Source organism: Microbulbifer mixtoriginis (SeqCode), assembly GCF_052467515.1.
In genome coordinates this window covers 1614429-1628322 of the sequence record NZ_CP174314.1, presented here as the reverse complement: position 1 = coordinate 1628322, position 13894 = coordinate 1614429, and the positions used below count along the sequence as shown (strand labels likewise).

The window sequence follows — 13894 nt, the reverse complement described above, 5'->3', positions numbered from 1 at the left end:
AACCTGAATACCAATAAATGAACTTTTGAGAAGTGCCATATAGCTGACTAGGCTACCATTTTTACTGAAAAATTTACCACTCCTTAGTTAACCTTATTAATCACGACTTGAATTTTATGTTTTTGTCACTTTAAAGATTTACTCTCCAAAGAATAACCAACTGAACTATAAATCGTTGTAAGTGCCTGGGAAGCACATACATCAAATGATATATTGCGACTTCAATAAATGATCAGTCAGCCGTACAAAAGGTAACAATGGATTCCTCACTCGAGAAAAGAGCAACACTTAAGCACAAGATATATGCATGTATAGCTATTGGCATAGCCTGCCTACTCCCAATTGGAGCTTCGAGTGAACTTTTGATCAGTGATGAAAAAGCTAGGTTTCTTGCTTTTACTAGCATCGCTCTCTCTATAGTTCTACTCACAATCTTATTCATTTCTCTCCCCAGAAGAAAATCGACAATAAGGGAAATTATCGAAGATCAGAAAAAAAGCCCTCTCTTGATGGGGATAGCTTTAACTATGGGGATCCCAATTACCATCTATCTTTCAATAGCAAGAGGATTACCAGCAACATTACATTTTTTCATATCAACTCACGATAGCATAGATGTGACAGTTTCAGGAAAATCATCTAGATACCGAGAGAAGCATTGCAAAGGTAGAATCCTTCTGAGTGAGTACAACTCCTTAATGAGCAATCAGATATGCGGCGTGACAAAAAAGTCATGGGAGGATCTCAAACCTGGCGACAAACTACGTCTTTATGGTAGGAGGTCATTTTTTGGGTTTAACCATATAAATTACACAAAATTAACCGACACAGAAGTGTCCATTTGAAACCCACATTTATACATTAAAACCTTAAAACAGATGAACAATGGGGGCAGCCCAAGCTATAAATTTAAGCTAAAAAATATAACAATGAAAAGGGACTTCGATGAATACTCATTACCTTTTTACTAATCTTCTCGACGTACTCTCACTTTTCTTCGGTTTACTTATCACGATCGAGCACAGTAAATCTGATATCTTGGTGGTTCACAAAAAAAACAGATGAAGCATTTCATAATGGGGAAGGGTTTTTACTGATACTGCAAAGTAGGTACTACCAATGATGGTTCTTACCTTCTTGATTAGCCCTATCAACCTGCAGCATGGACTGGATGGTTTGTTGTACTGCTTCCGGCAACTATATTGTTGGCTTGGAGATGTATATAGCGCTTGCGCAACAAGTATTAGAGTTATAAAGCAAAACAACAGCCTCTTAATACCAAGGCATAACTTATAGCTAGTAGAATTGTTAGCATTCCTAGCCATACCTATATCCCTCACCACCACATGGATTGTGCTTTAATGATTCCTATGTCACTAGATGACTAGATCTCTAGGCAAAGTAAAAAATAAATTCATAAATTTTTATCCAGTTAGCACACAAGAACCACCACTCTTTATTTTCTCCAGCCAGCCCCATATGCACAGTATCTAATTCAGGAGGTTTGCACAATTAGTCCCTACCACGAGCATTCAAACAAGCGTAAGATATTACTATTAAGGTAATGGTTAGAAGCTGTTTCATAACTTGAAATCAGTTATTCTTGCGACCTCATGGAATGATAAGACCAGTAAGCGTGAGTAGATTTAAGTCAGAATTAACCGACGCTCAGTGGAAATTGATTGAGCCTTGCCTTCCCCAGCTAAAACGTGGAAAAGGAGGTCCCAAACCCATTGATAACCGTGCATGTTTTGAAGGTATCTTGTGGATTTTGCGCTCAGGAGCACGATGGAAGGATCTCCCCCCATCTTACCCTTCGCCGAGTACTTGCTGGAGAAGGCTCCAGTTTTGGGAAGAGCAAGGCGCTTGGTTGGAGGCTTGGAGAAAATTTTTCGGACAGCTCGATCAAAGATCCCTGCTTAATTGGAAAGAAGTCTTTTCGGATGGTAGCTTTGCTTCAGCAAAAAAAGGGGAGCAGAAGTCGGAAAAACTAAGCGAGGCAAGGGTACAAAGTGGATGGTGGTGGTCGATGGCGAAGGTATTCCATTGGGAGGCACCGTTACTTCGGCCTCACCAGCAGAAGTAAATTTATTACACCCACTACTCGATGTTACCTATGAAAATACAAAAATTCGACGACTAGTGTACGACAAGGCTGCAGATTCTGATCCACTACGCCATAGTTTGGCCCGCCGTGAAATTGACCTGATTTGCCCTCACCGTAGGAATAGAAGAAAACCTTCGAAACAAGATGGCAGAAAGCTTAGGAGATATATGCGACGTTGGAAAGTTGAGCGAACTTTTGCATGGCTAGGGAACTACCGTCGTTTAGTTGTCAGGTGGGATCGCTACTTATCTTCATACAGAGCTTTTTTCTATATTGCCTGCATGTTAATTACGCTAAAGAAGTTATGAAACAGCTTCTAGGCACGCATAAGATTTTTGAGTCTAATAACTGTGGCCACACGGCCCTTTGTGAGGCCCGTTAATACCCATAAGTACACTCAAAAGCCCTCTCAAAGAGCTGCAGCAAGCTTAGCAATACCATCTATCGCTCAAGTCTCCCAATCTGTACCTCTCCACCATTACCTCTTAAAATCTACAGCTGTCCTAAAATTAGCACGCCAAAAAATCAATTGCCTTTCACAAAAGGAGTTCGATATGAAAACTATGACCTGCAAGCAATTAGATGGCGCTTGTGATGTTGAATTTCAAGCAAACTCCTTTGAAGAGATTGCGGATCTTAGTAAGAAACATGGCATAGAGATGTATCAGCAAAAAGAACCGAAGTATCTAGAGTCCATGCATAAAATGCAGGAACTTATAAGAAATTCTGAATCCATGAAAAAATGGATGGAATACAAAAAGGAGCTTTTCAGCTCCCTACCCTCTCAGTATTAATTGTGAACCCAAAGATGACCAAAAATACTATAGAGAGAATATCGATGGCTACTTGGTATTTCTGGTAAAACCAACAAATCAATTTTCCAACCAAACAAGCCACCTCATAGTGAAAGCAATCACTATAGCAGTGTAAAAAAATAGACTTTCTAAGTTAAAATAGGTACAGACCATTGAACATGTTGAAATGTTATGCAAATCATAATAACTCTATCCATCGCACTTTTATCTAGCTCAAGCTCCAACCAGAGTACGCTTGAGATCCTTAAAATGTATGAACACTTTACCTTGTCTAGTGCCGCTGCTGGTAAGTGTTACCAACCTAAAAAGCCAGAGCTAGCTTCATTCTTGGCAAATTATGAGCTGGTAACACGTATGTCATCTCAATACCTTAAAGAGAAAAGGCCCCAACTAACAGAAAAACAAACAGCGCAGATACTTCTAGACGCAGGTAAACGAGCAACTGATAGGGTATATCAGGAAATAGAATCCGCAAGCTGTATGAGCCCCAAGATTCAGGATCTTATTAAGCGATTTAAGGTGCAATCAGCTTGGAAGCCGAACATACCACCTTCAGGTGGGTGATCATGAAAGGATTAACTAGTACTAACGATCAAGGTAAGACGATCTTCCCTCCCTAAGAGATCGTTAACTTACGACAAAAGCCAGAATGGCTACTCCCCAAAGGATAGCTTTAACAATATAATTGTTACCTAGACCTTAAAGGGAAATAAATCTAACTTTCAGCAACAGGAAACATAGTCAAGTTTGTATTAATAAATCTATTAACATTCCACAAGCTTAGGCCTGTGTATGTTTCCCTATCTACTTCATCAATTTTATCGAAAAGGATTACCCGTGGGACGTAAATTAATGTGGTCAAGCATTTTGATTGCTTCACTAAGTGGTTGCACCTCCCTCATGGAGAAAACTGTCACAAAAAGAGCACCCTTTGACTTAAACTGTGATGCTAAATCAATGACGATCCATCAACTTGACCGGCGTACATACGGCGCTTCCGGCTGTAATAAGCGCGCCACATACATTTTGAAAGGTCCCTGCGCTGGGCCAGGGAGTGCATGTGTAGCCATAATGAATTCCACCATTGAAGAGCAAAAACTTTAATAACCTCTTAATCTTTAGATATCTGCGAAGTTGAATTTATTTCAAACTTACTTCGCAGATTCATTCCCACTCAAAGGTGTAGATCAACTTTTAAACAAACCTGAAATATCATCAAAATTAATGAACTAATGGAATCTTGAGCAGACAATGAAAGTCAGTACCCAGCGCTTAACCATGTCACTAATCACCGAGGGTGATTGGTCACTTTTTGTAAGTCTGCATACTAACCCTCAAGTAATCCAGTTATGTTTCGATACGCCAGATGAAACAGTATTAAAGTCTAAGTTTGAATCAAGACTTACCCCCTGGGAAGCAAACTCTAATACTTGGTTGTGTATGGTTATTATAGATAAGCTCTCCGGCCAGAAAATGGGTGTAACTGGGTTTCATTTGGAGGATGGCATAGCTGAAGTTGGCTATTTACTGTTACCAGAATTCCATGGAAAAAGTTATGGTACCGAATCGCTTAGCGGCTTAATGGAATGGGCATATTTAGAGCATGGTATTGCGCACTATAAGGCAGTGGTAACAGAAGGCAACATTGCTTCAGAGCGAGTGCTCGGAAAGTGCGGCTTTCATCTTGATATGATCATCCCAGAAGCTCATATGATTGGCGGAAAAACTTATAGCGACCATATTTATTTTCGAAAAATAGAAACTTAGAAATAATTCAACTCTGCTATTTTAGTAATTAAGAGCGGATAGAAGCTTGAAAACTATGATAGTTACTATAAAGTGCCCTCCGTCACCCCTAAAATCATCACTCTTTTGAAGAGCTATTTACTTATAGATATTCTCAAAAGGAATACTAACCAGATACCTCTTTCTTCTGGCTAGCACCAACAAAAAATAGACAAGCAACCAACCCTGCAAGTGCAAGATAAGCATTAACCGTAAACGCCCGGTCAATACCTGAAGAGATATCTGGTGAAAAAGCCACAATAGTCGCATTCATCCCAAGACCAATGGCACCTCCAGCAATTTTAAACATATATATTACGGCTCCGGCCAAACTGGCTCGACTTGGTGATACAGCAGTGATTGCAGCAGTGGTAACTGCAGGGTTAAAGAGGCCAATGCCTGTACCCAACATCATCATACCCGGCAAAAGGCTAATGAATCCGGTATTGTCGCTTAGATGAGACAACATAAACATTCCTAGGCACATACAGAGTGTGCCTGCCCCAGCCAACCACCTTGGCCCAATCAGCTCATAAAAACGCCCTGATATATAAGCAAAGATTCCCGAAACAACCATCAATGGAATCAATGACATACCAGATTGCATCGCACTATACCCCTGTGTTTTTGTCAAAAACTGCGGAATATAAAGTAAGGCTGAAAAATATAAAACAGCGACTAACAGGGTAACAACACTTGCTGAAAGAAATTTTTTATTGCCGATAACATCACCTGGAACCAATGCAGTACGCCCTATGCGACATTCAATAACGGAAAATAAACATATAAAAACTAAAAATATCGTCAACAAAACAATAACCAATGGATGCTTGAAGCCAATCTGCCCAGAAATATCCAACGCAAACAATAGTCCAAATAGTGAAATAGAAAGTGTTGCTACACCTGGATAATCAATTTTCTCTTCTGTCTGCTCTGGTGGTGTAAACGGAACTACTTTCCAGCAGACAAATAGTGCGATTGATGCTATAGGGATATTGATTAAAAAAATCCACCGCCAGCTTAAAAGGTCCGCCAGTATTCCTCCCAGTACTGGGCCTACGGCATTAGCAAAAGCGCAAACTGCCATAATCAGCCCGCCAGCCTGGCCAGAGCGGTCATCGGGCATCAAGTTATAGGTCATCCCCAGAATTGATGGCCACATCAACGCTGCCCCAACTGCCATCAAAGCTCGGGAAATCAACAGCATATTAGCATTAACTGCCAATCCGCCTAAAATGGAGAAAAATATAAAAATCAGGGTACCGCAAAAAAATACACCTCTTCTACCGTAGAGATCAGCAAGCCGGCCACCAGTAATGATCAGCACCCCAAAGACCAGCGCATAGCCATTAATAATCCACTGGGAAGTGGTAATGTCTACATTAAATTCACTTTCAATAGCAGGTAATGCAGGAGCAAAAGCCGTAAAGTCATTTGCCACAAGGAACACAGCCACTGACAAGGCCGCGAGCCCTAAATATTGCTCCTTTCCTAGAGTAGAATTTAGCGCGGGCATTAATTGAAACCTCCTGCGCACTAGATCTCAAATCGAACTCAACACATTATCAAACCATGCTCCTGAGCACATTTACAAACCCAACACAGGATCTTTTAAAACGATTAAGTTTCATTATTACTGCCGTCTCGAGAAGGCTTTTGGTAACTGCCCGGGAAGAAAGAAAACAGCAATCACAAACGCACTAAGAGCAAAATAAGCATTTACCGTATAGGCCCAACCAATACCACTCACCACATCTGGCGCAAAACCTACAATAGCCGCATTGATTCCCAAGCCCAAGGCACCTCCTGCAATCTTGAACATATAAAGAATCGCACTCGCCAAGCTTGAGCGCGCAGAATCTACAACTGATATCGCAGCGGTAGTCACTGCCGGATTGAACAAGCCAATACCAATCCCCAAAATAATCAATCCGGGTATAAGCTCAAGATATTCTGTTTCTTTGTTCAGATAAGATAGTGAAAATATTCCAGCGCCTTTGCAGACAAGTCCCCCACATATCAACAATTTAGCCCCCAGCTGTTTATGCAGAACACCCGATAGATAGGAGGTCAGTGCAAAGGTTGCCATAATGGGGATCATTCCCACACCAGACTGAACTGCCGTAAACCCCCGATATTCAATTAAAAACTGGGGCAAAAACAAAATAACGGCAAAAAACATCACTGCCGATAAAAGAGTAACCAAACTTACCAGGGAAAATGTTTTATTAGAGACAATATCAGCAGGAATTAATGCAATCTCTTGATTGCGCTTTTCCACAATAATAAACAAGCAGATGAACACTAAGAATAGCATTATCAGATAGATCACAAATAGATCCCTGAAACCAATTTCGGCAGCCAAATTCAAAGAAATCAAAAGGCTGAACAGAGAAATACTCAACGTCAAAACTCCCAGGTAGTCTATCTTCTCTCGTGAAATTTTGGGAACATCATCTGGAACTGACTTCCAGCAAAAACAAATTATGGTAATCGCAAGAGGAATATTTATAAAAAAAATCCACCTCCAACTTAAATATTCAGCCAACACCCCTCCAGCCACAGGCCCAACAATATTTGCCACCCCCAATACTGCCATCAAGCCCCCACCAACCTGCCCAGCATACTCTTTGGGAACCAGGCTATAGGTCATACCTATAATAGAGGGCCACATTAACGCTGCACCTATCCCCATCAGACAGCGGACTACCAGTAACATGGCCATATCAATAGCGAGGCCACCAATTAATGAACAGAGAGCAAAAATGGCCGTTCCCACCATAAATGCACGTTTTCTGCCATAGATATCCGCTATGCGACCGCCAGTGACCACCAAAATACCAAAGACAAGTACATAACCATTAATCACCCATTGCGAAGTGGTGATATCAAATCCAAACTCACGCTGTATAGCTGGCAATGCAGGGGAGAAGGCGCTCATATCAATCGCGATCATAAATAAGGCCAGAGCGGCAGCAAATAAGCCATAAACCTGCCCTCTGGAAATCTGTAGCTGACTCACCCCTATAAATCCCTCAGCAATTCTGCAATCCATTCGGATAGATTCGCAGCTTCCTTCACTTTCATCACATGGTCTTGCACTTCAGTGACTACCCGCCTTCCCGCTCTGGAATTCTAGGAGCGCTCATAAACATGAAAGCAACAACAAAGCCCACAAAAGCAAAACAAGCGTTTACCTCAAATGCCAAGCTAATACCCGATGTGATATCTGGAGAGAAACCCAATATGGCCGCATTTACACCAAGCCCTACCGCTCCACCGGTAATTTTGAGCATATAAATAATAGCACTTGCTAAACTAGCGCGGTTGGGATTTACAACCGCAATAACCATTGTGGTTGTCGAGGGGTTAAACAGCCCCAGGCCAGCGCCTAATATAATCAGCCCTAAGATGTAGTTATACCCTTCTCCCAGCCTGGACAAGTAAAACATCCCCAGGCTCATGCCCAAAATTCCAACACATACCAATATTTTCCCTCCGGTACGCAAATATAATTTACCTGCAATAAAGGACATCATGCCAAAAGCGACCATCATGGGTACCAGGGACAAGCCGGACTGAATAGTAGAGAAACCCCGCACATTGGTTAAGTATTGTGGCAAATACAAGATCACGGAAAAAAAAGTTACGGAGGTAAAAAGGGTAACAGCTCCTGCGGCAAAGAATCGCTTATTCTTAATGATATCCTGAGGTATCAGGGCGAAATCTCGCTCTTTTGTTTCAATCAGTACAAAAGCAACCGTAAACAGAAGAAAGGAGGTTAATAACCCCACTACCAAGGGATTCATAAAGCCATTTTCAGAAGCGAAATTTAAGGCCAAGAGAAAACTTAACAAAGAACCCGTAAGGGTCAAAACCCCCAAATAGTCAATTTTTTCGTTTGGGTCATAAGGTATATCTATCGGGATATATTTCCAGCACATATAGACCGCCGCAGTAGCGATGGGCAAGTTGAAAAAGAATAGCCAGCGCCAACTCAGTAGATCTGCCAACACTCCCCCCACTACTGGCCCCAAAGTATTGGCAAGACCGCAGATGGCCATAATTAATCCGCCGGTTTCCCCTGCGCGTTCTTCTGGCATAAGGTTGTAAGCCATCCCCAGAATTGATGGCCACATTAAGGCGGCCCCAATACCCATTGCAGCCCTGGCAGCCAACAGCATTGGAACATTTACAGCTAGCCCTCCGAGTAGGGAAAAGATAAGGAATATACACGCACCAATGATGAAGGTACGGCGCCGCCCAATAATGTCGGCAATACGGCCACCGGTAACAACCATTACCCCAAAAACCAGCCCATAGCCATTAATTACCCACTGTGAAGTGGTAATATTCATATTCATCTCCCTTTCTATGGCGGGAATCGCCGGGGAGAATGCACTGATATCAATGGCAATGATAAATAGGGCAACATAAATGGCTAATAGGCCTAAACGGTTTGACTGCTGGGTAGGCTCCTGCATATGTGCCATAAATGGTACCAGCTTCAGAAACTCCAATTTGATTGTTAGGCCAGGGGAGTTCGACCACACCATGCAATACGCTAATCTATCGCAGATTCGATTTTTTATCCTAAAACCTGATTACAAAAACCGGTAAGCTTGAAAGGGTCACCCAAAACCGTTTCTTTTGGAGTGCCACAAAGGGTACTACTTAAGCTTAGTTGAGTTTACTCAGCTAAACTCCAATGTATTTAGCAATCTAAATAGCAGAGTTGTGATAATGCGTATACTATTTTTCTTGCTATTACTTATTCAATCCTTACAGCTTGCCGCTGAAGAAACAGCTATAAGTAACCTCAAAGATTTTCAATGGAAAAATCGTATTTTACTGCTAGCAAACCCACCAAAGCCCCCTGAAACCCTAGAGTCACTGCTCAAGCTGGGGCCACAATTTGCTGAGAGGCAACTTCTCTGGTTTTTATTTTCAGGTGACAAAATTGAAACGAATTATGCAGGAAAAATTACCGGGGATTTTGGTAAAAATATTCGCGATGAATATTTCAAGGGAAATAGTGAGCAAGTTGTGCTAATTGGCAAGGATGGCAGAGAAAAATATCGTACAGTTACCTTTTCCCCTGTAGAAATTTTTCAGCGCATAGACCGTATGCCTATGCGCAAGCAGGAGATGCAGGGCAGCCATCAGCCCAGTGAAGTACTTTTGGGTAAATGTACTGTATCTGTTGGTTCATTAAATATTGTACCAAGATTGACCAGAAAGTTTTGCCAGGAATGACTACACCCAATTTCTCCGTCGTGCACCTTGCTCTATATTTACTGCTTCAAACCTTGAGAGGACCTTTGAAGCCACTATAGAAACGGGCCCATCAAGATCCACACTATACCGATAACGATTATAACGGTAGACGCTTCATCCTCATTGGCATATGGGCTTTTCTAGCCCACCATAGGCATTTTATCAATTGAATCTGGCTCACTATTCCAAAGGGAGAGTAGCTTGCTACTTAAGCCCTATCCCTGGCTCTTTTCCCCACCATTTTAAACAAAATCGGGCGAACCTTGGCAAACAGCCACCCCAATGCCTTACCCCCGGCCGTCGTCTCACTTGCCTGGGCATATGTATCCAGCGCCAGTTGACTTTGTACCTGCTGACTTAACAGATCCACTTCTTGATCTAGCTCTATTCCTGTGGCGCTGGCAATACGATTCATACGCTGGAAACTGCCTATTAGCGCGGCCGTATCCACCAGTGCAGAATCACCATGCTCCTTGGATAACTTCTCCCTGGCGAGGACAAGTTGCTGATTATCATCCCCCATAGCAGCGTCCACAAAGCCAATAAGCTCCGCATACTCCCCGGAAATTCCCCCATTACCAGGTCCATTATTTTCACTAGCTGCCGCTCTTTCCGAAGAGAGCAAGTCGGTGATATTTTGCTGCTTACCCTGCACCTCTCCGCTTACTTGTAACAACATTGCGTGAGACGCCGAACAATAGAAGCACTCGTTATTCATCGACACCCTGGTAGCGACTAACTCAATTTCTATACGAGATAGTGCACGATCGTGACTCTCACCTACCTGCATGACTTCAGAGGGTAAAAAGTAATAACGATTCTCCATATAGCGCTGACAACGCACCGCCTCTGGCACCAAACTCAAAGCTCTAAGCACATTAGTGGGCTTGGGGACATCCCTATATAAATCTTGCTCCTCCTCGGCACACTGGCTCTTACCGATCATTGGCACCCAGGCTGCACCCTCTTCCAGGCCTTCGGGAATATATTTCGATGGCGATTCATTCACTAAAGTTTGAATTTCTGGCAATGCCTCCAAAGGTAAACCCAGTGCCCGATGGAAGGTATCCACATTCATGACAAATACAACTACAGCGACCAACTCCACATACTGTCCCTTGGAGATTTCTGAGAGTATTAGTCTTTTAAACCACTCTTCACTTAAGCGGGATGAGTCTGTCACTATACGGTGAACTGTATCGACAATAACTTCGGAAAGTTCCAAATTAGATTCATGCCGTCCCTCCACCTGATAAGGTGAAAGCGCTTTCTTCCGCTCTCGGCAAAATGCACATTCATGTGCTCCACGCACCTCTCTGGCAATGGCAAGGTGCTGCTGGGCAGACCACCAATTACCGGTCTCCCCAATAAACTGCCAGGCTTTTAAATTTGCCTCACGTAGACCTTCACGAATAGGCAACTTCTGTTTCGAGTAATCAAATAGCATTGTTCAATCCGACTCCCTAAAAGGGTTGATACCTTCACCAACAATTACGAAGGAGATTAATATGTAATAAGCAAACATTTCTACATTTATTTTTAGAATTAATTTTTTAAATAAATCGCCCATTTATTTAAAAAAATAGTCGGAAAATTTACAGCGGGGAAAGGGACCAATACACTTGACAACCCCGCCCCTAAATAGTGGATCATCAGCTAATTGGCAAATGTATGAGTCGGAAATTTTTATAATGAAGGCAATTATTATCGGTGCAACGGGACTGATTGGCAGTGAACTGGTTGAACTGTTGGCAAAGGAATCCGCTATCGATGAGATAATCACTCTTACCCGCCGAGATGTCCCTATTCGCCACCCCAAGGTACGCAATGAAATTGTGGACTTTGAACATCTGACGGACTATGCAGACTTATTCCATGGTGACTTGCTTTTTTCCTGCCTTGGCACTACCAAAAAACAAGCCGGCAGCCTGGAGCAACAACATAAGGTGGATGTGGAGTATCAATACCAGGCGGCAAAGCTCGCTGCGGATAATGGGGTGTCGCATTACCTGCTGGTATCCTCTAGCGGTGCCAATACCAAAAGTGGCAATGCCTACTTGCAAATGAAGGGGGAACTTGAACAGGAAATTTTATCTTTGCCCTTTGCACGAACCAGTATCTTTCGCCCTTCCCTACTTTTAGGTGAGCGGGGCGATTCCCGTCCAGCAGAGAAAATTGGCGCCATATTATTACCCTGGATCTGCCGACTCCCCGGACTACAGCGTTATCGCCCAATCGAGGGTGCTCAGGTAGCGGCAAAGATGGTGAGAGAGAGCCTTAAAGAGGGCAAAGGCCAAGAAACCTTCACTCTGGATGAATTGTTTTCCAACTAGCGCCTTTTTGGGCTGGCGCTTGAGGCTTTGGCGGCACAGACTATCTCTATAGGATTCCCTTTGCGGTGAACGCCATGCTGTTGTTTGTGCACTATTTATCTAGGCTGCTCCTGTCTTTAGCCCCCTCCCTGCTGCTTATCTACGTAGTCTATCACCGGCATAAGCGCCAGTATGGAAGATCCCGGATGGAAGATCCCAGATGGAAGATCCCGGATGGAAGATCCCGACTCACCGTTCTTGTCCGATCAATCAGTAATGGGCATTGAAGCCTAAGCCTATGCCCCAGGAATTTACCGGCCTATGCCAGCTGCTGGAACACATAGAAGCCAGCTGCCGGCATACTGAACGGGTCTCCCTAGAGTTGGTAATAGATGCCGTAGGGCTCGGTTCTTATGCGCCCTTTCTGCTGGTGGTGGGATTGATTCTATTTTCTCCCCTAAGCGGCGTGCCCGGCATATCTACCTCCATGGCAGCATTACTCCTACTAGTGGCCATTCAGCTGCTACTGGGGCGCAAACATGTGTGGCTGCCCCAGTGGCTATTAAACCGTTCGATTTCCAAGAAGAAGCTCACCCGAGCATTGCACTGGTTGAGGCGACCGGCAGAGTTTGCCGATCACTGGATGCAGCCACGCCTGCATTTTCTGGTAAAGCGCAGTGGTACCTATGCTATTGCCACTACTTGCTCACTTATCGCCCTGACAATGCCGCTGATGGAACTGGTGCCCTTTTCGGCCACTACAGCCGGCTTCGCCCTCACTATTTTTGGGCTGGCCTTGGTGGCTCACGATGGCTTGCTAGCGCTGATCGGCTTTACCATGACCGCCCTACTAACCCTACTACTAGCGCATACCCTGCTTTAAGGCTGACGCACTCAGCCACTAAAATGCGTCTGTTACTTGACCAGCCAACGGTCCGCACCCAGTACTTTCGGGTAATAGGCAAGTGTGGCCAGGGCAAAAAAATCGTAGAGGGCATGCCAGACAACCACCCCCAATAGGCTGCCGCTGGCTTGGTAGACAAAACCAAGGATTAAGCCAAATGCGAAAATTAGCAGCACATAGATCAGCGAAGCCCAGTGAAGAAGGGCAAAAACGAAAGAAGCTCCGAGCAACCCCAGCAGCGGGGAGCTCAGTTGCGACAGCCAGGTTTGCAGAAAGCCACGAAATAACAACTCCTCACAAACACCTGCGGCGAGAGACAACAGTACCACCTGGGCCAAGGGCATTTTGCAGAAAATTGGCGCCAGCTGGGCACAGTACCAACGCAGAGTACGCCCCACGCGGTGATGGGCGCGGGTCAATGCCACAACCACAGCAAAGCTAAACAGTGCGCCCAAGACTCCCCAGGCAATAGAACTCCACGGGTCGCCTCTTGCTGGTGATAGCGTCACATCGGAAAGCCAAAGTCCGATCACTGCCAACAACAGGCAAGCCCCCTGCACCCACATCATGGTGCTGAAGATATTTATCTGGCGCTTTTTTCCCTGTGACATAGATTCTGACTCCATTCTTTAGAGCTGTTTTTTTCCCTCGACTCTTGGCCCAATACAGCCTCGCGTTACAACTCCAAAGCATA

At 43.9% G+C, this 13894-nt stretch carries 12 protein-coding genes and 1 pseudogene; 8 read left to right on the top strand and 5 right to left on the bottom strand.

Annotated elements, in window-relative coordinates:
- Window positions 1-257 precede the first annotated feature (257 nt).
- From ACJJIT_RS06960 to ACJJIT_RS06940, 5 genes and pseudogenes are all read left to right on the top strand, one after another.
- Window positions 258-845: a hypothetical protein gene (locus ACJJIT_RS06960; RefSeq protein ID WP_252082148.1), complete on the top strand. Its 588-nt coding sequence runs from the start codon at window positions 258-260 to the stop codon at window positions 843-845.
- 773 nt (window positions 846-1618) lie between these two features.
- On the top strand, window positions 1619-2086 hold the full coding sequence (locus ACJJIT_RS06955; protein ID WP_353505433.1) for a transposase: 468 nt from the start codon (window positions 1619-1621) through the stop codon (window positions 2084-2086).
- Window positions 1984-2415 (top strand): annotated as a pseudogene (locus tag ACJJIT_RS06950) (IS5 family transposase); the annotation flags it as partial. The gene ACJJIT_RS06955 and the pseudogene ACJJIT_RS06950, both read left to right, overlap by 103 nt.
- Window positions 2416-2661: 246 nt before the next feature.
- Window positions 2662-2901 (top strand): DUF1059 domain-containing protein, encoded by a 240-nt coding sequence (locus ACJJIT_RS06945; RefSeq protein WP_252082150.1) that lies wholly within the window; start codon window positions 2662-2664, stop codon window positions 2899-2901.
- Between the two features lie 1272 nt (window positions 2902-4173).
- A complete protein-coding gene (locus ACJJIT_RS06940; protein WP_444900430.1) occupies window positions 4174-4689 on the top strand; it encodes a GNAT family N-acetyltransferase in 516 nt (171 codons plus the stop codon).
- Between the two features lie 145 nt (window positions 4690-4834).
- On the opposite strand, the gene ACJJIT_RS06935 is transcribed toward ACJJIT_RS06940, so the two are convergent.
- The 3 genes from ACJJIT_RS06935 to ACJJIT_RS06925 form a co-directional block, all read right to left on the bottom strand.
- A complete protein-coding gene (locus ACJJIT_RS06935) occupies window positions 4835-6223 on the bottom strand; it encodes an MFS transporter (protein ID WP_444900429.1) in 1389 nt (462 codons plus the stop codon).
- 117 nt (window positions 6224-6340) lie between these two features.
- On the bottom strand, window positions 6341-7729 hold the full coding sequence (locus tag ACJJIT_RS06930; protein WP_444900428.1) for an MFS transporter: 1389 nt from the start codon (window positions 7727-7729) through the stop codon (window positions 6341-6343).
- Window positions 7730-7817: 88 nt separating this feature from the next.
- The gene (locus tag ACJJIT_RS06925; protein ID WP_252082154.1) at window positions 7818-9200 is read right to left on the bottom strand and encodes an MFS transporter; all 1383 of its coding nucleotides are present in this window, start codon (window positions 9198-9200) and stop codon (window positions 7818-7820) included.
- 250 nt (window positions 9201-9450) lie between these two features.
- Here ACJJIT_RS06925 and ACJJIT_RS06920 point away from each other — a divergent pair, with 250 nt between their 5' ends.
- Complete coding sequence (locus ACJJIT_RS06920) at window positions 9451-9963, top strand: DUF4174 domain-containing protein (protein WP_444900427.1); 513 nt, start codon at window positions 9451-9453, stop codon at window positions 9961-9963.
- A gap of 229 nt (window positions 9964-10192) precedes the next feature.
- Here the strand turns inward: ACJJIT_RS06920 and ACJJIT_RS06915 are convergent, their stop codons facing one another.
- Window positions 10193-11431, bottom strand: a complete 1239-nt coding sequence (locus ACJJIT_RS06915) for an alkylhydroperoxidase-related (seleno)protein (RefSeq protein ID WP_444900426.1) — start codon at window positions 11429-11431, stop codon at window positions 10193-10195.
- A gap of 244 nt (window positions 11432-11675) precedes the next feature.
- Here ACJJIT_RS06915 and ACJJIT_RS06910 point away from each other — a divergent pair, with 244 nt between their 5' ends.
- The gene (locus ACJJIT_RS06910; RefSeq protein ID WP_444900425.1) at window positions 11676-12317 is read left to right on the top strand and encodes an NAD-dependent epimerase/dehydratase family protein; all 642 of its coding nucleotides are present in this window, start codon (window positions 11676-11678) and stop codon (window positions 12315-12317) included.
- A gap of 277 nt (window positions 12318-12594) precedes the next feature.
- Window positions 12595-13179, top strand: a complete 585-nt coding sequence (locus ACJJIT_RS06905) for an exopolysaccharide biosynthesis protein (RefSeq protein WP_252082158.1) — start codon at window positions 12595-12597, stop codon at window positions 13177-13179.
- A gap of 32 nt (window positions 13180-13211) precedes the next feature.
- On the opposite strand, the gene ACJJIT_RS06900 is transcribed toward ACJJIT_RS06905, so the two are convergent.
- On the bottom strand, window positions 13212-13811 hold the full coding sequence (locus tag ACJJIT_RS06900) for a lysostaphin resistance A-like protein (protein ID WP_444889945.1): 600 nt from the start codon (window positions 13809-13811) through the stop codon (window positions 13212-13214).
- Window positions 13812-13894: the final 83 nt, after the last annotated feature.

Bases quoted from the DNA above. Each gene is read 5' to 3' on its own strand.
- ACJJIT_RS06960 (WP_252082148.1), top strand. From the start codon at position 258: ATGGATTCCTCACTCGAGAAAAGAGCAACACTTAAGCACAAGATATAT.
- ACJJIT_RS06955 (WP_353505433.1), top strand. From the start codon at position 1,619: ATGATAAGACCAGTAAGCGTGAGTAGATTTAAGTCAGAATTAACCGAC.
- ACJJIT_RS06945 (WP_252082150.1), top strand. From the start codon at position 2,662: ATGAAAACTATGACCTGCAAGCAATTAGATGGCGCTTGTGATGTTGAA.
- ACJJIT_RS06940 (WP_444900430.1), top strand. From the start codon at position 4,174: ATGAAAGTCAGTACCCAGCGCTTAACCATGTCACTAATCACCGAGGGT.
- ACJJIT_RS06935 (WP_444900429.1), bottom strand. From the start codon at position 6,223: ATGCCCGCGCTAAATTCTACTCTAGGAAAGGAGCAATATTTAGGGCTC.
- ACJJIT_RS06925 (WP_252082154.1), bottom strand. From the start codon at position 9,200: ATGGCACATATGCAGGAGCCTACCCAGCAGTCAAACCGTTTAGGCCTA.
- ACJJIT_RS06920 (WP_444900427.1), top strand. From the start codon at position 9,451: ATGCGTATACTATTTTTCTTGCTATTACTTATTCAATCCTTACAGCTT.
- ACJJIT_RS06915 (WP_444900426.1), bottom strand. From the start codon at position 11,431: ATGCTATTTGATTACTCGAAACAGAAGTTGCCTATTCGTGAAGGTCTA.
- ACJJIT_RS06910 (WP_444900425.1), top strand. From the start codon at position 11,676: ATGAAGGCAATTATTATCGGTGCAACGGGACTGATTGGCAGTGAACTG.
- ACJJIT_RS06905 (WP_252082158.1), top strand. From the start codon at position 12,595: ATGCCCCAGGAATTTACCGGCCTATGCCAGCTGCTGGAACACATAGAA.
- ACJJIT_RS06900 (WP_444889945.1), bottom strand. From the start codon at position 13,811: ATGTCACAGGGAAAAAAGCGCCAGATAAATATCTTCAGCACCATGATG.